This is a genomic window from Pedobacter polaris (genome assembly GCF_005116505.1).
Taxonomy (GTDB): Bacteria; Bacteroidota; Bacteroidia; order Sphingobacteriales; family Sphingobacteriaceae; genus Pedobacter; species Pedobacter polaris.
Genome location: NZ_SWBR01000003.1, coordinates 306896 through 326591 on the forward strand (window position 1 = coordinate 306896; position 19696 = coordinate 326591).

General features: G+C 35.3%; 19 protein-coding genes. 9 read left to right on the top strand and 10 right to left on the bottom strand.

Annotation, left to right across the window (positions count from 1 at the left end):
* Positions 1-6 precede the first annotated feature (6 nt).
* From hemE to FA048_RS13375, 9 genes are all read left to right on the top strand, one after another.
* On the top strand, positions 7-1032 hold the full coding sequence (hemE, locus tag FA048_RS13335) for a uroporphyrinogen decarboxylase (RefSeq protein WP_136841806.1): 1026 nt from the start codon (positions 7-9) through the stop codon (positions 1030-1032).
* A gap of 44 nt (positions 1033-1076) precedes the next feature.
* A complete protein-coding gene (locus FA048_RS13340) occupies positions 1077-1310 on the top strand; it encodes a hypothetical protein (RefSeq protein WP_136841809.1) in 234 nt (77 codons plus the stop codon).
* Positions 1310-2056: a toxin gene (locus tag FA048_RS13345; RefSeq protein ID WP_136841811.1), complete on the top strand. Its 747-nt coding sequence runs from the start codon at positions 1310-1312 to the stop codon at positions 2054-2056. Before FA048_RS13340 ends, FA048_RS13345 begins: the two co-directional genes overlap by 1 nt.
* Entirely contained in the window at positions 2056-2601 is a 546-nt protein-coding gene (locus FA048_RS13350) for a CopD family protein (RefSeq protein ID WP_136841813.1), read from the top strand. The genes FA048_RS13345 and FA048_RS13350 overlap by 1 nt, the downstream gene beginning before the upstream one ends.
* A 143-nt stretch (positions 2602-2744) precedes the next feature.
* A complete protein-coding gene (locus FA048_RS13355; protein WP_136841815.1) occupies positions 2745-3872 on the top strand; it encodes a hypothetical protein in 1128 nt (375 codons plus the stop codon).
* Between the two features lie 375 nt (positions 3873-4247).
* A complete protein-coding gene (locus FA048_RS13360; protein WP_136841817.1) occupies positions 4248-4817 on the top strand; it encodes an RNA polymerase sigma factor in 570 nt (189 codons plus the stop codon).
* Positions 4792-5541, top strand: a complete 750-nt coding sequence (locus tag FA048_RS13365; protein ID WP_136841819.1) for a hypothetical protein — start codon at positions 4792-4794, stop codon at positions 5539-5541. Before FA048_RS13360 ends, FA048_RS13365 begins: the two co-directional genes overlap by 26 nt.
* Before the next feature lie 124 nt (positions 5542-5665).
* Entirely contained in the window at positions 5666-6466 is an 801-nt protein-coding gene (locus FA048_RS13370; RefSeq protein WP_136841821.1) for an outer membrane beta-barrel protein, read from the top strand.
* 275 nt (positions 6467-6741) lie between these two features.
* Positions 6742-7734 carry an ABC transporter ATP-binding protein gene (locus tag FA048_RS13375; RefSeq protein ID WP_136841823.1) on the top strand — a complete coding sequence of 331 codons (993 nt, stop codon included), beginning with the start codon at positions 6742-6744 and terminating at the stop codon, positions 7732-7734.
* Between the two features lie 10 nt (positions 7735-7744).
* Here the strand turns inward: FA048_RS13375 and FA048_RS13380 are convergent, their stop codons facing one another.
* From FA048_RS13380 to ilvC, 10 genes are all read right to left on the bottom strand, one after another.
* Positions 7745-8137, bottom strand: coding sequence for a hypothetical protein (locus FA048_RS13380; RefSeq protein WP_136841826.1), 393 nt, complete (start codon positions 8135-8137; stop codon positions 7745-7747).
* A 184-nt stretch (positions 8138-8321) separates the two neighbouring features.
* Positions 8322-9566, bottom strand: a complete 1245-nt coding sequence (gene ilvA / locus FA048_RS13385) for a threonine ammonia-lyase IlvA (protein WP_136841828.1) — start codon at positions 9564-9566, stop codon at positions 8322-8324.
* A gap of 110 nt (positions 9567-9676) precedes the next feature.
* Entirely contained in the window at positions 9677-10735 is a 1059-nt protein-coding gene (gene leuB / locus FA048_RS13390; protein ID WP_136841830.1) for a 3-isopropylmalate dehydrogenase, read from the bottom strand.
* An 18-nt stretch (positions 10736-10753) separates the two neighbouring features.
* On the bottom strand, positions 10754-12271 hold the full coding sequence (locus tag FA048_RS13395; protein WP_136841832.1) for an alpha-isopropylmalate synthase regulatory domain-containing protein: 1518 nt from the start codon (positions 12269-12271) through the stop codon (positions 10754-10756).
* Between the two features lie 56 nt (positions 12272-12327).
* On the bottom strand, positions 12328-12924 hold the full coding sequence (gene leuD / locus FA048_RS13400) for a 3-isopropylmalate dehydratase small subunit (RefSeq protein ID WP_136841835.1): 597 nt from the start codon (positions 12922-12924) through the stop codon (positions 12328-12330).
* A gap of 109 nt (positions 12925-13033) precedes the next feature.
* The gene (leuC, locus tag FA048_RS13405; protein ID WP_136841837.1) at positions 13034-14431 is read right to left on the bottom strand and encodes a 3-isopropylmalate dehydratase large subunit; all 1398 of its coding nucleotides are present in this window, start codon (positions 14429-14431) and stop codon (positions 13034-13036) included.
* Positions 14432-14454: 23 nt separating this feature from the next.
* On the bottom strand, positions 14455-15624 hold the full coding sequence (locus tag FA048_RS13410; RefSeq protein ID WP_136841839.1) for a 2-isopropylmalate synthase: 1170 nt from the start codon (positions 15622-15624) through the stop codon (positions 14455-14457).
* A gap of 28 nt (positions 15625-15652) precedes the next feature.
* On the bottom strand, positions 15653-17128 hold the full coding sequence (locus FA048_RS13415; protein ID WP_205943485.1) for an ATP-binding cassette domain-containing protein: 1476 nt from the start codon (positions 17126-17128) through the stop codon (positions 15653-15655).
* A gap of 11 nt (positions 17129-17139) precedes the next feature.
* Positions 17140-17901 carry a class I SAM-dependent methyltransferase gene (locus tag FA048_RS13420; protein WP_136841842.1) on the bottom strand — a complete coding sequence of 254 codons (762 nt, stop codon included), beginning with the start codon at positions 17899-17901 and terminating at the stop codon, positions 17140-17142.
* An 85-nt stretch (positions 17902-17986) separates the two neighbouring features.
* Positions 17987-19468 carry a ketol-acid reductoisomerase gene (ilvC, locus tag FA048_RS13425; protein ID WP_136841844.1) on the bottom strand — a complete coding sequence of 494 codons (1482 nt, stop codon included), beginning with the start codon at positions 19466-19468 and terminating at the stop codon, positions 17987-17989.
* Positions 19469-19696 lie beyond the last annotated feature (228 nt).

A 19696-nucleotide genomic window follows, 5' to 3' on the forward strand; every position in this document is an offset into this window, starting at 1 on the left:
TACAAGATGGAGAATAACTTATTTTTAGACGCTGCAAATTCAAAAGCTACAGAAAGACCACCAGTATGGATGATGCGCCAAGCGGGTCGATTTATGCCACAATATTGGGAAATTAAAAACAAATATTCGTTTTTAGAAATGTGCAAAAACCCAGAGATTGCTGCAGACGTTACCATGTTGCCGGTTGATTTGTTAGGCATTGATGCGGCAATTTTATTTTGCGATATTTTAGTAACTGGCGAAGCAATGGGTGGCGATTTAAGTTTTACTCAGGGTGTTGGACCAAAATTCGCTAATCCTGTTCGTACCGCTGCTGATATCGATAAGTTAGAAGTTGATGTTGTAGATAGGTTGCAATATGTAGCCGATGCAATTAAAGTAATTCAACAACGCTTGGATGGTAGTATTCCTTTAATCGGTTTTGCTGGAGCACCTTTTACGGTAATGAGTTACTTGGTTGAGGGTGGTTCTAGTAAAGATTTTAAGTTAACCAAGTTGTTAATGCACAATCATCCAGAATTAGCACACCGTTTATTGGCTAAAATTGCGAAGGTAACTACGGATTACTTGAACTTACAAATTGCGGCTGGTGTTAATGCTGTTCAATTATTTGATAGCTGGGCCCTGGCTTTATCTTGGAACGATTACCAAGAATTTTCTCATCAATATAACCAACAAATTATTGCTGGTTTAAATAGAACAAATGTTCCGGTAATTTCTTTTTGTAAAGGAAGTTCTGTTTTTGCACCAATTATGGCAGAAGCAAAACCTGATGTAATTTCGGTAGATTGGAATGCAGATTTGTTAAACATTAAAAATGCATTGCCTGCCGGAATTGCTGTTCAAGGGAATTTAGATCCACATATTTTATATGCTGACCAACCTGTAATTAAGAAACACATTCATCAACTATTTGAAAGAATGCGTGGAACAGAAGGTTTTATCTTTAACTTAGGTCACGGTATTATGCCTGATATTCCTTTTGATAATGTAAAATATGCAATTGAGGTTGTAAAGGAATTTAGATATTAATTGAACTCATTTTAGTATATTAGCTATATCTAATAAGAAATTTTATGACAGTTAAATCTCTAAATGACGAGGATAAACTTCCGATACAACAAGTTATAAAAGCCATTAACAAGAAAATGGAAGATGTAATTCGCATTGTCGATGCCTTGAATTTAGGCAGAACAGAGGTTAAGGAAGACGGTGTTTATAGAACTTTTAACGATGGTAAAATTGTTAAAATAGCGGGAGGCATATTTAAGAAAAAACGTTTATCTCATAAAAGAATTAAATTGTTTTAATGCCCAAACAACCAAAATTAAGGATTTTTGCAGGTCCCAATGGTTCTGGTAAAACTACTTTATTTGATTCCATAAAATCTATCTATTTCTCAACAAAGCTATTTGTAAATGCAGATTATTTAGAAGAAGCTTATAAAAAGAGCAACTTCATAAATTTATCTGATTTTGATATTTCCTGTGCGGAAAATGAATTTAATCAATTTTATTTGGCAAGTGGCCTTTATAAAAAAGCATCATTCAACTCAGATACCTGGAATTTAGAAATTATAGAGAATGTAATTGTTACGAGAAATCAACAAGTCAATACTTTATTTAATTCATATCATTTTGCTATTATAGCTGATTTCATCAGACATCAATTAATCGCCAGCAAAAAATCATTCTCTTTTGAAACTGTATTCTCACACCCTTCAAAACTTGAATTAATAGACTTAGCAAAATCGAATAATTATAAAGTCTATTTATATTTTATAGGAACTGAAACACCAATAATGAATTTGGAACGTGTAAAAGACAGAATTAAAAAAGGTGGGCACTCCGTGGAAGGCGAAAAAGTTGAGAAAAGATACTTCTTAACAATGGGATTACTAATGGATATGGTAAAAAAGGTTGATGAAACCTATCTTTGGGACAATTCTGGAATAAAGCATAAGTTTTTAGGAAGTATAAAAAATGGTTTTGTAGAATTTGAACAGTTAAATATCCCTAGTTGGGTTGACAATTATATTTTAGAAAAGATTAAATAATGAACGATTACTATCAATACTTTTTAGCGGTTCACATCATCTTTGTAGTAAGTTGGATGGCTGGATTGTTTTATGGTGTTCGTTTATTCATTTACCATACTGAAGCTAACGATAGACCAGAATTAGAAAAGAACATTCTTCAAAAGGAATTCACTAAAATTGAAGGTCGTTTGTGGAATATCATTACCATACCGGCGATGTGTTTAACGGTTTTAGCTGGTGCGTTAATGTATTACACCCACTTCGATTTCTTAGTTACTCAAAGTTGGATGTGGGTTAAACTTGGTTTTGTTGGGCTATTACTCGTTTACCATTTCATTTGTCAAAATATAATGAAGCAATTGAGAAATGGAATATTTAAGTATTCTAGTAATCAGTTGCGTTTATGGAATGAAGTTGCCACGATCTTATTGGTTGCCATTGTATTTACGGTAATGCTAAAAAGTGCAGTAAACTGGATTTATGGTTTATTAGGATTGATTGTATTTTCTGCAATTATCATGATGGCTGTGAAGATTTACAAAAGATATAGAGAGAAAAAGTAAGAGTAACTAATTTTTATTCCAGATATTTTTGTCATTCCGACTTTGGAGGAATCTCACAGTTGAATTAATATTTCTAAATGAGATTCTTCGTTGCACTCAGAATGATAATAGAAACTCAGACTGACAATCTTAAAATAAATTAAATGAAAAAAAATCTACTTATAGCCTTCCTCTTTTTGCTTTCTGTAACTACTAAAGCTCAATTCAACAATGAAGCAATCTTTAATCGCATTCGCCCTGCTGATAGTTTAGACAAAGAATTACATTTTAATTTCTACAATTTCAATTACGTTAGAAATTACGAATACTCGAATAAATTTCACGATGGTTACACTTTGTATGGTACACAGCTAGAGCCACAATTGGTTTATTATGCCAACCCGAATTTGGCTATTACAGCAGGTGCTTATTTGCGTAAGGATTTTGGAAATGAAGGTATTTATGATGCCAAACCTTTATTTAGCTTAAAATACCATAAGAAAGATCTTACCCTTATTTTTGGTAGCCTAGAAGGAAATATTCAACACAATTACATAGAACCAATTTATAATTTCGAAAGAAAGATTACAACACCAATAGAATACGGAACCCAATTACTGGTTGATAAAGAGAAATTCAAATTAGATAGTTGGATTGCCTGGCAAAAAATGATTTACAAGGGCGAGGCTGCAAAGGAAGAGATTGTTGGAGGACTAAGTACTGAAACTTTTTTACTGAAAAATGAGAACTGGAAACTGTCAATACCCGCTCAGTTTTTAGCTTACCATCAAGGTGGGCAAATTGATGTATTGAAAGATATTCCTTTAAGCACTTTATTTAATGGCGCTGCAGGCTTTAAACTGCACAAAACAATTGGTTACGATGTGAAAGAAATATTTACCGATAATTACGTTGCTGTTTATAAAGATTTTTCACCAACAAAAGTTAGGGCATACCAAGGCGGTTTTGGCTTGTGGCTAAACGCTGGTATGAACACTAGGTGGGGTAGCTTAGTGGCTTCTTACTGGAAAGGGAATAATTTTTTAACTATTAAGGGAATGCCATTGTATCAATCGGTTTCAGAAACTTTATATAATGAAGGCTTTAAACAAAACAGCAGAAGCATTTTGGCAGTTAGATATGTTTATCAAAAACAGTTGATCCCTAATTTGTATTTAGATGTTCGTTTTGAACCACATTTTGACCTAGGAACTCCAGATGCTGATTTTCAATTTAACCACTCTTTATTTATAACTTACAAAGAGAGTTTTAGAATTTTTAAAAGGAAGTAGAAGGAGTCAGAAAAGTCCGAAAGTCTGAAAGAGCCAATTTACGAAGTTTCAAAGAGCTGTGCGATGGAGAACTTCGTAAGTTTGCAAGGCCAGCAATCCATCCTATGAAAAACAGCCCTTTGTTAAATAAACCTGATTGAAGCGGTAGCTCTTGAGCTGAAAGCGAAAAGACCAAAGCTGAAAGCGGGACTACAGTATCTATAAAATGCTAACATTCGTTTTCAAACATTAAGAAATAAAGGACCATTAGTCTTAATATATCTTAGTACCTTAATGTTTGTACTTTGCTATCTGTGAAATCTTTTTTTAGAAATTTATTTGCAACTGCTTGCAACCTTTTACTTCTAGGGTTCATCTACCCTATACAAACAACAAATGAAGGTGACTAAAACATATACGATTGATGACTTGATGAAAGGCTGCAAAGCTGGCGACAGGAAGATGCAAGAAATGCTATATAAGCAAACTGCATCGAAAATGTTGGCCGTTTGTATGCGCTACGCCAAAGACCGTATGGAAGCTGAAGATGTATTACAAATGGGATACGTTAAAATTTTCCAGAAAGTTAAGGAATACCGTGGCGATGGCTCTTTTGAAGGTTGGATAAGAAGAATAATGGTTAATACCGCAATTGAAAGTTACAGAAAGAATTTACGCTCTTTAAGTATTGTGCCAATTGAAGATGCTTACGAGCAACCATCACAAGGATTTGATTTTAGCAGCTTAGGCATGCAAGATTTAATGAAGGTAATACAGAAACTAGCGGACGGTTATCGCATGGTATTTAACATGTACATTATAGAAGGTTATTCGCACAAAGAAATTGCAGAAACATTAGGTATCTCAGAAGGTGCCAGTAAATCTCAATTAAGTAGGGCGAGAGCAATATTGCAACAAGAAATTATTAAAATGGAGGGCTTTGGATATGCAACACATGCCGGATAAAGAATTCGATAAATTATTTAAAGACAAATTCGTGGATGCGGAAATTGAACCATCTGCAAATTTATGGGCTAATATAGAACAACAGCTAGAACCTAAACGCAAACGTGTTATTCCGATTTATTGGATGGCAGCTGCAAGTGTAGCAATTGCAATTACTGCGATGTTGGTTTTTCAGAAAACAGAGAAAATTAAATTGCGTGGAGCTGAAGCAACAGCAGTTTTGGTTAAACCAATTGAGCAAGAAGTAGTTAATGATGTAGTTTCTACTACTTTACCTATTACAGAAACTGTTAGTAATACAGATAGAATAGCAAGCTCAGAAGCTAAAACTCTAACTGTAACACGTGAAAATAGAGCTCCTGAAAATAATTTAAAAAATATACAAGAGCCCGTGCAACCGATGCTTGCTAGCAATCGTCTACCTATTAAACAAGCAGAAGTTAAACTTCTAAATGTTGCTCCGATAAAGGAAACTGAGGTAGAAAATCCAATTGTAATTGCAAGGGTAGAAACTCAACAAACAGGTATAGAAACCTCTGCAGCAGAAGAGATTGTTACTGAGAAAAAAGGGATTAGAAATGTGGGAGACTTGATAAACTTTGTGGTAGACAAAGTAGATAAAAGAGATAAAAAGTTAGTAAGATTTAATACAGATGATGATGATAACTCATCGATAATTGGAATAAACATTGGCTTTTTGAAATTTAACAAAAAGAATAAATAAGATTAAGAAACACATAAACCAAACAAACATACACACACAAATGACCTGCACGGGTTTGCATATATTCAATGATAATAATAACCCGTGCAAGCTTCATTACCATTAAAAACCAAACAAACACACAATGAAAAACTCAATATTAACAACAGTTTTGGTAAGCGGACTTACCTTTCTGGTAGCTTTAAGTGCAGGTGCACAACAAGATAGCGTTAAACGCAAAAACAAAGATATCAACTATGGTGTAAACATATCAATAGGTAAAAAAGACAGTAGTGGTAGAATTGATCCTAATAAAGGTCGTTTTGTAGGAGGAATAACCTTTACCCGTTTAGATATCGGTTTCTCTAAATTAATCGATAACGGAAGCTTCTCTTTATCACCAACGAATGATTTTTTAGATTATAAAGCTGGAAAAACAAGCCATGTTTCATTTGATATTTTGCAAATGGGCTATAGATTTAACCCTAACTTTAAAATCTATATAGCAGGTGGTTTCGACTGGACTTTAATTCGATTGAAAAACAACATTACAATGGTGAAAAATAGTCCGACTTTAACTTATACTACAGAAACTCCTGAAATTTTGTATAGCAAGAACCGTTTTTCTAGCAGTTATGTACATGTTCCTTTAAACTTTGAGTTGAGAACCAAGGAAAGCCATAAAGGAAGACGTTGGTACCTAGTTGCCGGACCAGAAATTGCTTTCTTATTAAATGGAAAAGTTAAACAAATAAGTGATGAGCATGGAAAGGTGAAAGTTAAAGATGATTATAATTTTGCTCCTTTCCGTTACGGCGGTACTGTAAGAGTAGGGACTAATGGGATAGCTTTATTTGCTAAATATTATGCAAGCGATATGTTCGATAGCGCACCTCAAAAAGGATTAAAAAATATGGCATTCGGTTTAACTTTTGGATTAAATTAATCCGAAAGTCCGAGGTCCGAAAGTCAGAAAGATTTTGTTCGAAACTTAGTGAGCTAATGAACCAATAAACCAAACACACACAAATAAAACCCAATCCTGCAGACGAAAGTTTGTAGGATTTTTTTGTTGGACAACTTCTAATTTTATGGCTAGTTTTTCTCGCAGATTCGCTGAGACCGAAGAATGTTAGCTAGAAACCTTTTGTTTTCAACTTTCTGCTTTAGTCTATAAGCTTTCACCTTTATTCTTTCAGCTTTAAGCTTTATCTTTACCATGTGAACGAACAAATAATCACTGTAACTAATTTAACAAAACAATACCAAGAAACACAAGTGTCTGGTATCTCTAACATTAGTTTTTCTATTAAAAGAGGAGATATTGTTGCCATAATTGGCGAAAGCGGCAGTGGTAAATCGACCCTGCTAAAATGTATTTATGGGTTGTTAAAGCCAGATGAAGGTGAAGTTTTATTAAATAACCAGAGGGTAAAAGGACCAGATGAACAACTCATTCCTGGTAATACCGAAATGAAAATGGTTACCCAAGATTTTTCATTGAATATTTATGCCAAGGTTTACGATAATATTGCTTCAATGTTGTCTAATACCGATATTAAAGCGAAGCAAGAGAAAACCATGGAAATGATGGAACACTTGCACATTACCAAGCTAAAGGATAAAAAAATAATAGAATTAAGCGGGGGTGAACAGCAGCGCGTGGCGATTGCAAAAGCCTTAATTAGTGATACGAAGGTTTTATTGTTGGATGAACCTTTTAGTCAGGTTGATTATTTACTGAAAAACCAATTGCGTGCAGACATCAAACGCTTGGCAAAAGAAACTGGTTTAACCATTATTTTAGTTTCTCACGACCCAACAGACGGTTTATTCCTTGCTGATCAATTGCTAATTCTTAAGCAAGGGATACTTTTACAAAACGATAAACCAGAAACTATTTATCAAAATCCATCAGCTCTTTATACTGCACAAATATTAGGTAATGCGGTTGTTTTAGATGCTGTACAAGCAAATAAATTGGGACTTAAAACCCAAAAACAACATGTAGTTTTTTATCCAGAATGGGTAGAGCTAAAAAGTACTTGGAATAGCAGAAGGTTTGAAGTAAAAGAGGTTTATTACAAAGGTTTCTACGACGAACTTTTACTAGAAAGGAATGGAGTTACCATTAGAGCTTTACAACTTAATAGTGGCGAGCATAAAAAAAACGACCACGTTCAAGCGAACATTGGTCGTTTTTTAGCGTTTTAAACCTCTATACTTAGGTTACGTTTTCCGCTGCAATTAAAACAACTTTTATACGTGTTAATGTACTTGGACGCGTTGTTCCATCGTAAAATATTCTTATTCGGCCTTCGTAAATTTCGTAATCAAAGTTAGATACAGCATTAGGTAATTGGTAATATCCTGTTGCATTTACACCATCTGTAGCAATATAAACAAGTACGCCTTCGTCTTTTAAATTGACAAGGTCAATTTCATCAGCAATTAAATCAACATAGAAACCGCCACCAGCATTTGGTATCCATGATGCAGATGTTCTATCGAAAATAATTGTTCTGTTTGGTGTAGTCTGATTAATAATAGTGTCTTTTTTGCAAGACGCCAAACCTAGTGAGGCGATGCAAAGGAATAGGATTGTTAGCTTTTTCATGTTGTGTGTGTGTTTTGCAATTTATAATGCAAAACTATTGCCAGTTTTCTGTAATTATATATCACAGATGAAAAGAATGGGCACAGATGAAAAATTAGTCTTTTAGGGTGAGTCTTTTATCTAAAATTTTAATCTTTAAAAGTAATTTTAAACCTTGGTCTTTCAGCTTTAATCTTTTGGCTTATTATACCAAATACTCAAATAAAGTTTGGTCTTGGTTTAGTTCAATAATTTCAAATTTGAAGGTTTTCATCCGCTCCACTAAACCATTATAGTCTTCAGGGTCTTTTAACTCAATTCCAACTAAAGCTGGTCCACTTTCACGTTCTGTTTTTTTAATGAATTCAAAACGGGTAATGTCATCATGGGGACCTAAAACATCATTCACAAATAGTTTTAATGCACCTGGTCGTTGAGGGAAACGAACGATGAAATAATGTTTCAATCCTTCAAAAAGTAAAGATTTCTCTTTAATCTCTTGCATTCTTTCGATATCATTATTGCCACCGCTTACAATGCAAACCACCTTTTTACCTTTAATTTGTGCTGCACATAGATCCAATGAAGCAACTGCCAGCGCACCTGCAGGTTCAGCTACAATTGCTTCTTCATTATATAATTTTAAAATAGTAGTACAGACTTTTCCTTCTGGAATTAATAAAATTTCATCCAATAGCTCTCTACATATCGGATAAGTTAATAATCCTACCGATTTAACAGCAGCACCATCAATAAAACGATTGATTTGTTCCAGTTTTATTGGCCTACCTGCTTTGAAAGCAGCATCCATACTTGGAGCACCTTCTGGTTCTACACCAATTAATAAAATATTGGGGTTTGTCCCTTTTAAATATGTTCCAGTTCCTGAAGCTAAGCCACCACCACCAATTGGCATAATTACAACTTCTGCATCTGGTAAATCTTCTAAAATTTCTACCCCAACCGTTCCTTGCCCTTCAATTACATGGTAATTGTCAAATGGTGGAACGAAAGTCATATCATTATCTGCGGTAAAGCGTAAAGCTTCTGCTAAGCAATCATCAAAAGTATCACCAACCAAAACAATATTTATCCAACCATTCCCAAATAAAGTAGTCTGACTTATTTTTTGCTTAGGTGTAATTTCGGGCATGAAAATGGTGCCTTTAATTTTTAATTCTTTGCAGGAATAAGCAACGCCTTGAGCATGATTACCAGCACTTGCACATACAATTCCATTTTGAATTTGATCAGCAGGAATTTGACTCATCATGTTATAGGCACCACGTAATTTGTAAGATCTTACAATCTGCAGGTCTTCACGTTTCAAATATACTTGACATTCGTATTTTTCAGAAAGTCTAGCATTATACTGAAGCGGTGTGCGCTTAACAACATTTTTAATACGTTCTACTGCTGCTAAAAAATCAAAGTTGTACTTGTTTGGCATTATTTTAAAAATTAGAAAGGCTGTTCAATAAGTTTGCTGCTAAAAAAGCAATTAATCTTAATGAACAGTCTTTATCATTACAAACTTACAATTTTCTGAACTTTGTAAGTTTATATATTTTTAGCTAACCAATCGCCAACCTCAGAGGTTTTGTAAGCTTTATTTGTTCCAGATAAATCTTCGGTAACAATACCTTCTGCTAACGATTTGTTTACAACAGCTCTAATCAGTTCGGCTTCTTCCTTTAATCCAAAAGCATCCTCAAACATCATTGCTGCTGATAAAACAGTGGCCAATGGATTAGCAATGTCTTTTCCTGCAGCTTGTGGGTATGATCCATGGATAGGTTCGAAAAGTGACGTATGTACACCAATAGATGAAGATGGCATTAGACCCATAGAACCTGAAATTACTGAAGCTTCATCAGTTAAAATATCACCAAAAAGATTTTCAGTTATCAATACATCATAAGAATTTGGCCATTGTACCAAACGCATTGCAACTGCATCAACAAATTCATAACTTACAGTAACTTCTGGATAGTCTTTTTCCATATCCTGTACAGTTTCTCTCCATAAACGCGACGTCTCAAGCACATTAGCTTTATCTACACAACAAAGTTTTTTGCTTCTGGTCATTGCCATTTCAAAGCCTAACTTCGCTAAACGCTGAATTTCGGCACGTGTGTAAGTACAGGTATCAAAAGCGGTATTTCCATTGTCTTTTCTTCCCCTTTCACCAAAGTAAATCCCACCTGTTAATTCCCTTAAGATAATTAAATCTGTTCCCTCAATTCGCTCTCTTTTTAACGGAGAGTTATCAATTAATGATGGAAAAGTAAAAGTTGGACGAACATTGGCAAATAAGCCTAATTTTTGGCGCATTTTTAATAGTCCTTGTTCAGGACGAATGGTGGCTTTTGGGTCATTGTCAAAACGTGGGTGACCAATTGCTCCAAAAAGTACAGCATCAGCTGCCATACAGATTTCGTGGGTAGCATCAGGATAAGGTTCACCAACTTCATCTATTGCTGCAGCTCCGGTTATTGCTGCAGTCCATACAATTTCGTGATTAAATTTCTTTGCTATTGCATTTGATACTTTTACGGCCTGATCTATAACTTCTGGCCCGATTCCATCTCCTGCTAAAAGCGCAATATTAAATTTCATATATAGTTAATTTTATTTTTAAATAATGTTCAGCATTTTTTGGGTAGCCTTGATGGCTGAAACAGTTTGATCTGAGTCTAGTCCTCTTGTAATAAAAATTTTAGATGGTATTTCCCAAGTGATAATTGTTTCGCATAAAGCATCTGAATTACTACCTGGTGCTATTCTTACAGCATAGTCAATTAACTTAGGCAAAGTCCGCTGGTTCTTACCATACACCTTTGTTAAGGCAACCATAAAAGCATCATATTGCCCGTCACCTTGGGCATTTTCTTCAAATTGCTCACCTTCAATTGTTACTGCAATGGTTGCAGAGGGTCTTAAACCCATTGAATTGGTTAATACATAAGAGTCAACTTTTACTTTTTCTTCATATAAACTGCTGTCGAGTACATCGGAAATAATATAAGGGAGATCTTCTTTGGTTACGGTTTCTTTTCTATCACCAAGTTCAATCACTCTCTGGGTTACTTTTTTCAAATCTTCATCGTTCAGTCTTAAACCCAATTCTAAAAGATTCTTTTCTATGTTTGCTTTTCCTGATGTTTTGCCTAAAGCATATTGTCTTTTCCTTCCAAAGCGTTCTGGAAGCAAATCGTTGAAATAAAGGTTATTCTTGTTGTCACCATCAGCATGAATTCCTGCTGTTTGGGTAAATACATTGTCGCCCACAACAGGTTTGTTAGTTGGAATTCTAACGCCAGAGAATGTTTCTACCAGTTTGCTTACCTTATAAATTGATGATTCTTTTACACTAACATCAACCTCAGGTGCAAAATCCTTAATTACCGCAATTACACTTGCTAAAGCTGCATTGCCCGCTCTTTCACCCATTCCATTTACAGTGAGATGTAAACCATGTATGCCTACTTTTACTGCTTCTAATACATTTGCTGTACCTAAATCATAATCATTGTGTGCATGGAAATCAAAATGAGTGGTTGGGTATTTCTTTAACAGACGACTGATAAATTGAGTAGTTTCTGTAGGAGTTAAAATTCCCAGTGTATCAGGTAATAAAATACGCTCAATTTTTTGGGTAACTAAAAAATCTAGAAACTGAATAACGTATTCAGGAGAATTACGCATACCATTGCTCCAATCTTCTAAATATACATTGGTAGCAATGCCATTAGTAGCTGCTAGATCAATTACATGTTTAATTTCGGCAAAGTGTTGCTCAGGCGTTTTTTTAAGTTGGTAGGTGAGGTGATTTAATGAGCCTTTGGTTAGTAAATTTTGAACCTTTACACCAGCATTAATCATCCAATCGATAGAAACACCATTATCAACAAAAGAAAGAACTTCAATGCGATTGATATGTCCATTTGCTTTTGCCCAATCTGTAATTGTCTTAACGGCTTGAAACTCGCCATCAGATACACGTGCAGAGGCTACTTCTACGCGATCTACATGTAATTCCTCGATGAGTAGTTGACTAATCGTTAACTTTTCGGAAATGGAAAACGATACTCCAGATGTTTGTTCTCCATCTCGAAGTGTAGTATCCATGATTTCTATTTTTCTTTTTTCCATTGAGGCTGTTTCCTGATATAGGTTTTTAGGATGTTTAAGTTGTCAATTCTGGTTTCCTAAAATGGAAGTTTAGTTGCAAAGTCTTCAATTTCTGTTTTGATACTTTGGAGATAATCGATGTCATCAAATCCGTTTAACATATTATGTTTTTTGTACGGACTAATATCAAATGATTCCTTTTCATCAGTTCCTGAAATTGAGATGGTTTGTGCTTCTAAATCCACTTCTAGTTCTGTATTAGGATTTGCTAAAATTGTGGTAAAGATTTTGTCAGCAAATTCGGCACTCACTTGTACTGGTAACACACCAATGTTTAAACAGTTATTTTTAAAGATATCTGCAAAAAAACTAGATACTACACACCTAAAACCATAATCATATACTGCCCAAGCAGCATGTTCCCTTGATGAACCAGAACCGAAATTCTTGCCTCCAACTAGAATTTTTCCACTGTAAATAGGATTGTTTAATACAAAATCTTCTTTAGGGGTATTATCTGGATTATATCTCCAATCACGAAATAAGTTATCGCCAAAGCCAACTCTTTCTGTTGCTTTTAAAAAGCGAGCTGGAATTAACTGATCGGTATCTATGTTTTCTATCGAAAGAGGCACTGCTGTACTTCTTAAGACGTTAAATTTATCGTAAGCCATTTTTATAATTTAATAGTTCATTGGTTCAATAGTTCATTAGTAATGGTTGTTAGTATTAGTCCCTTGCAATATGCATCCAGATCTTCAACTCACAACCCGTAACTCACAACTACTTTAAAAGTGTTCTTGGATCGGTAACTACTCCAGTTACAGCAGCAGCAGCGGCAACAAGTGGACTAGCCAATAATGTTCTAGATCCAGGACCTTGCCTGCCTTCAAAATTTCGGTTTGAAGTACTTACAGCATATTTTCCTGCTGGGATTTTATCATCGTTCATTGCTAAACATGCCGAACAACCAGGTTGACGTAAAGTAAAACCAGCTTCAGTAAAAATATCCAATAGGCCTTCTTCTTTGATTTGGCTCTCCACAATATGTGATCCCGGAACTAGCCAAGCGGTTACATTATCAGCTTTATGCTTTCCTTTTACAATAGATGCAAATGCCCTAAAATCTTCTATACGACCATTGGTACAACTTCCAACAAACACATAGTCTACTTTTTTGCCAATCATTGATTCTCCTTCAGAAAAACCCATATAACCCAATGATTTGGCATAAGTAGCTACGCCCCCTTCAACATTTTCAGCATCAGGAATATCTTGTGAAATCCCAATTCCCATACCTGGGTTGGTTCCGTAGGTAATCATTGGTTCAATTGAAGCACCTTCAAAGGTTAATTCTTTATCGAATACTGCACCTTCATCTGTTTTTAAGGTTTTATAGTAAGCTAGTGCTTTTTCCCAAGCTTCACCTTTTGGACTAAACTCACGTCCTTTTACATAGTTGATAGTTGTTTCATCTGGAGCAATCATTCCACCACGAGCACCCATTTCGATACTAAGGTTACAAACTGTCATTCTTCCTTCCATGGTCATGTTTTCAAAAACATCACCAGCATATTCTACAAAATATCCGGTAGCACCAGATGTAGTGAGCTTAGAAATAATGAACAAGGCTACATCCTTAGGTGTAACGCCAAGGCCTAATTTTCCATTCACGTTGATACGCATTTTCTTTGCTTTTGGCTGCATGATGCACTGGGTAGCCAAAACCATCTCAACTTCAGAAGTTCCAATACCAAATGCAATAGCCCCAAAAGCACCATGGGTTGAGGTATGCGAATCACCACAAACAATGGTTGAACCTGGTTGGGTAATACCATATTCTGGACCTACCACGTGTACAATGCCATTTTTTTGATGACCTAATCCCCAGTGACTAATGCCATATTCGTTTGAATTTGATTCTAGTGCTGCTAATTGATTTGCAGAAAGCGGATCAGAAACAGGTAAATGTTGATTAATTGTTGGTGTATTATGATCAGCCGTAGCAAATGTACGTTCTGGATATAATACTTTTATTCCTCTGCTTTTTAACCCTAAAAAAGCAACTGGACTTGTTACTTCGTGAATAAGATGACGGTCAATAAAAAGTACATCAGGTCCTCCTTCAATTTGACGCACCACATGTGCATCCCACACTTTATCAAATAATGTCTTGCTCATTTTATATAGTTTATTTTGTTTGCTTAACGTGCCACACTCGATAATTCTCTCATCATTAAGCTGAGATCTTCATCATTAATATCTAATTTACGGTCCGCAATGGTTAAAAAATGATGATAAGCATTAGCTAATTCATCTTTGCTCAAATTATGACCTAACCGTTCCAAATGGAATTTTAATGCATGTCTTCCACTTCTAGCAGTAAGTACAATGGTTGCATCAGGAAAACCCACATCTTCTGGACGAATAATTTCATAGTTTTCACGATTTTTTAAAAATCCATCTTGGTGAATACCAGAACTATGTGCAAAAGCATTGCTTCCTACAATTGCTTTATTTGGCTGTACAGGCATCCGCATTTGCGAACTTACCATTCGGCTTATTTCATAGAAGTTTTTGGTATTGATGTTCGTGTTCAATCCAAGGTTTTGATGCGTTTTTAAAATCATTACTACTTCTTCAATGGAAGTATTACCAGCACGCTCACCTATCCCATTAATTGTACCTTCAATTTGGCGAGCTCCATTTTGCAGACCAGCAATTGAATTGGCAGTAGCCAAGCCAAGGTCATTATGGCAATGCACTGATATGATTGCTTGATCGATGTTTTGAACATTATCTTTCAAAAATTTGATCTTTTGTCCGTATTGATCTGGCAAGCAATAACCATTGGTATCAGGTATATTCACTACGGTAGCGCCTGCAGCAATTACAGCTTCAACCATTTGTGCCAAAAAATTAATGTCTGCTCGACCCGCATCTTCAGCATAGAACTCAATATCTTCTACAAATTGTTTAGCATACTTTACAGCATCAACTGCTCTCTGTAAGATTTCTTCACGAGTGCTGTTAAATTTATGTTTAATGTGCATGTCTGAAGATCCAATTCCAGTATGGATTCTTGGTCTTTTTGCATATTGTAGTGCAGCTACTGCCGAATCGATGTCACCTTTATTAGCACGAGTTAGTGCGCAGATGATAGGTTGCGAAACTGCTTTAGACAATTCCACTACGCTTTGAAAATCACCTGGACTAGAAATCGGAAAACCAGCCTCAATAATATCCACGCCCAGTGCTTCAAGCTCTTTGGCAATTTCAATTTTCTCAGGGGTTGTTAATTGACAACCAGGGACTTGTTCTCCATCACGCAAGGTGGTGTCAAATACATAAACTTTGTTCGGATCGTGTAACATAATTTTTAATGTTAATAATTATGAACAGTTAAGCATTGCTAACCGTTTCTAAAATATTTTCTATCGCTTGTACTTCGCCATTTTCCAATACAATTCTTTTTTCTATACAATCAGGAAGTTGAGATTCGAAATGGCCTACATAAATTAAAGTAGTTCCATTTTTACATAACTCATCTATCAATTTGTTAAAGTGAAAGGTTTGTTGTTGGTCTAAACCTTGACAAGGCTCATCCAGAATTAGTAATTCGGGATTTTTAATAATTGTTCTGCCTAATAAAGCCAATCTTTGCTTTCCTAATGGAAGCTGACTCATTAAGGTGTTTTTATAGTCATCTAAGCCAAAAAAATAAATCAATTCATCGGCTTGTAATCTTTTGGTATAACCAGGTTCGCAAAATAGGCCAGAGCTGTCGTAAAAGCCAGAAACAATGCTTTGCCAAACTGTAGCTGAGGGATCAAAATACCAATGTAACTCAGGTGAAATTAGTCCAATCCGTTCTTTGATTTCCCAAATGCTTTCACCACTACCACGTAAGTTGCCAAATAAATAAAAGTTATTGGCAAATGCCTGAGGATGATCCGCACAGATTAAGCTCAATAGGGTAGATTTACCAGAACCATTTGGTCCTTGAAGAGCCCATTTTTCACCAGCTTTAACTTCCCAATTGATATTTTTTAACACTTTTTTATCGCCGTAACTCACATTTACATCAATCATTTTAATGAGATGTGATTTTACTGAAGGCCATTGTTTTTTCCCAAAAAATGCAGGCAAAGGTTTTTCAACCTCAGTAAATAAATCGGCTAAATGTTGCATCTCTGCGGTTTCAACCAATTTCCCGCTTTCAATTTTTGCAAAACGATTGATGCTTGATGGCATTTCTGTTTCATTAGAAATCAAAATTAACTGAGTTCCATCCTCAACTAAATGATCTAATAATAAGTTTAAATTTCTTCTAGAAGCCGAATCAAGTCCATTATAAGGAAGGTCTAAAATTAGTAATTGTGGTTTTAACCAAATAGCCTTAATTAATTGTAGTTTTTTATGCTCTCCGCTTGATAACTCAATTAAAGTAGCTGCCAATAAATTCTCAAAATCTAAGGCTGCCAATATCGGATTTAACGTATCAGGCTTAAGTTGGTTTTGTTGCCCAAAATGCCTTAGTTCGCTACCTACCGAGTTGGTTGTAGAAGCAACTTGTTTATTGTAACGCTGCTGATAATAGAAATTAGACTGTCCTTCTAAGTCTTTAAATTGATACCAATTGGCTACATAGTGAACCACGCCAGCTAAATGGCTTGCCGGATTGAAGTTTATTTCTACAGTGCCATAATTTGGAATTAAATTAGCAATGGCCTTAACTAATGAAGTTTTTCCGTTGCCACTTTCGCCCGAAAGTAACCAGTTTTCACCAATATTAATCGTCCAGCACAAATCCTTTAATACATATTTATCCTGAAACTTTAAATTAAAATTGGTGATATGGACGACGGGTTTTTTCATCAAGTTGGTTCCTAATTTTTATAAGCTTTAATTCTTAAACGTTTATAATCTGCTATCCATTGACCGTTCTTATAATGAGTTGGTTTTAATATTTGTACCGCTAAGTCCTTAATGGCTTCTGCTTCATCAGTGGTTAAATTTTTAAAAGCGTGTGGTGCAAATTGATTAATCCAATCATACATTCCATTTTCGCCATATAAATTTGTTGGTCTATCAAATAACCAGGCTTGTTCAACTTCAAAACCGTGTTTTTCTAAAAGAGTTGAAAAGTTGGCAATAGAAGGGAAAAACCAAAAATTGTTAATTAATTTTTCATTTAATCCTAAGTTTTTTGAAGCAATTAGAATGGCATCGGTAATGCTTTTTATATTTCCTTTGCCTCCAAATTCTGCAACTAATCTTCCGTTGGTTTTTAAACTTTTATAAATTCCACTAATTAATGCATCTTGATCTTCTATCCAATGGAAAGTAGCATTGCTAAAAACTGCATCAAATATTTCATTATATGGTAATTTGGTAGCATCAATTATTTCGAAACCAATTTCAGCGTGATTTGCTTTTGCTACCGCAATCATTTCTGGAGAAGCATCAATGCCAAAAACCTCAGCTCCACTTGCTGCAATTTGTGCAGCTAATTGTCCAGTGCCACATCCTAAATCTAAGATATCTTCACCTGGTTTAGGTGCAAGCCATTGCAAGGCATCTGCACCGTAGTCAGATACAAAGTGATGTTGCTTATCGTATAAATTACTATCCCAAACTATTTCTGGCATATTGCACCCTAACCCCCTAAAGGGGGAATTTAAAAGTTTATAATTATATTTTCTAACATCCAAAGCCCCCTTTTAGGGGTGGGCGTTAGGCTGTTTTAATCGCTTTCATTGCAGTCATTGCTTTACGCAAAGTAGCACCAATTTGCTCTACTTGATGAGAACGAATCGCTTCGTTAACTTCAATCAGCGTTCTGTTATCAACCGCACCATCTTTACCTTCATTAAAGTTTTTACCAACTAAATCAGTATCCACTTTTTTCATAAAGTCGCCTAATAATGGCTTACAAGCTTGGTCAAATAAATAACAACCATATTCGGCAGTATCAGAGATTACACGGTTCATTTCGAACAGCTTTTTACGAGCAATGGTATTTGCAATAAGCGGTGTTTCGTGTAATGATTCGTAGTAAGCAGATTCTGGTTTAATACCAGCATCAACCATGGTTTCAAAAGCTAACTCAACACCAGCGCGAACAAAAGCAACCATTAAAGTATAGTTATCGAAATATTCTTGCTCACCAATTTTTACATCACCAGCAGGTGTTTTTTCGAAAGCAGTTTCGCCAGTTTCAGCTCTCCATTTTAATAAATTTCTATCGCCATTTGCCCAATCTTCCATCATTGTACGACTAAATTCGCCACTCATGATATCATCTTGATGTTTTTGGAATAATGGACGCATGATATCTTTCAATTCTTCTGAAATCTCAAAAGCTTTGATTTTTGCAACATTGCTCAATCTGTCCATCATTGCAGTAATGCCACCTTGTTTTAAGGCCTCAGTAATTACCTCAACACCATATTGAACCAATTTAGAAGCATAACCAGCATCAATTCCTTTTTCTACCATTTTATCAAAAGATAAAATAGAGCCAGTTTGCAACAAACCACAAAGAATGGTTTGCTCACCCATTAAGTCAGATTTTACTTCGGCAACAAAAGATGATTTTAAAACACCAGCTTTGTGACCACCAGTACCCACACAATAAGCTTTCGCTTGTGCCAATCCTTTTCCCTGTGGGTCATTTTCTGGGTGAACAGCAATTAATGTTGGTACTCCAAAGCCTCTTACATATTCAGCTCTAACTTCACTACCTGGGCACTTTGGAGCAACCATAATAACAGTTAAATCTTTACGTATTTGCGTTCCTTCTTCAACAATGTTAAAACCGTGAGAATAAGACAAAGTAGCACCTTCTTTCATTAAAGGCATAATTGCACTAACTACAGCAGTGTGTTGTTTATCAGGAGTTAAGTTAATCACCACATCAGCAGTCGGAATTAATTCTTCGTAAGTACCTACTTTGAAGTTGTTCTCAGTTGCATTTTTCCAAGAATCTCTTTTAGCTTCAATTGCTTCCTTACGTAAGGTGTAGCTTACATCTAAACCACTATCTCTTAAATTTAAACCTTGGTTTAAGCCTTGTGCACCACAGCCTACAATAACCAACTTTTTACCTTTTAATGCGTTCACACCGTCCAAAAATTCAGAACTGTCCATAAAGTCGCATACGCCTAACTGGTTTAATTTTTCTCTTAGAGGTAGTGTGTTAAAATAATTTGCCATTGTTTTTTTATGTTATATTTTGGTTGATTGATTTTTATTATTGTTTGTCATCCTGAGCCTGTCGAAGGACTCGTCGAACCTCATTATATATGTCTTTATTCTTTTATCCTTGTTCTTTTCTCTTATCAGAAAATGAAAGTCAGTAGCTTTTATCTGCTGCAGTCCCGCTATTCGTTACTCCCGAAGAAAAATCGGGATTCACTGCTATCGGGTTTATTTTACAGCGGT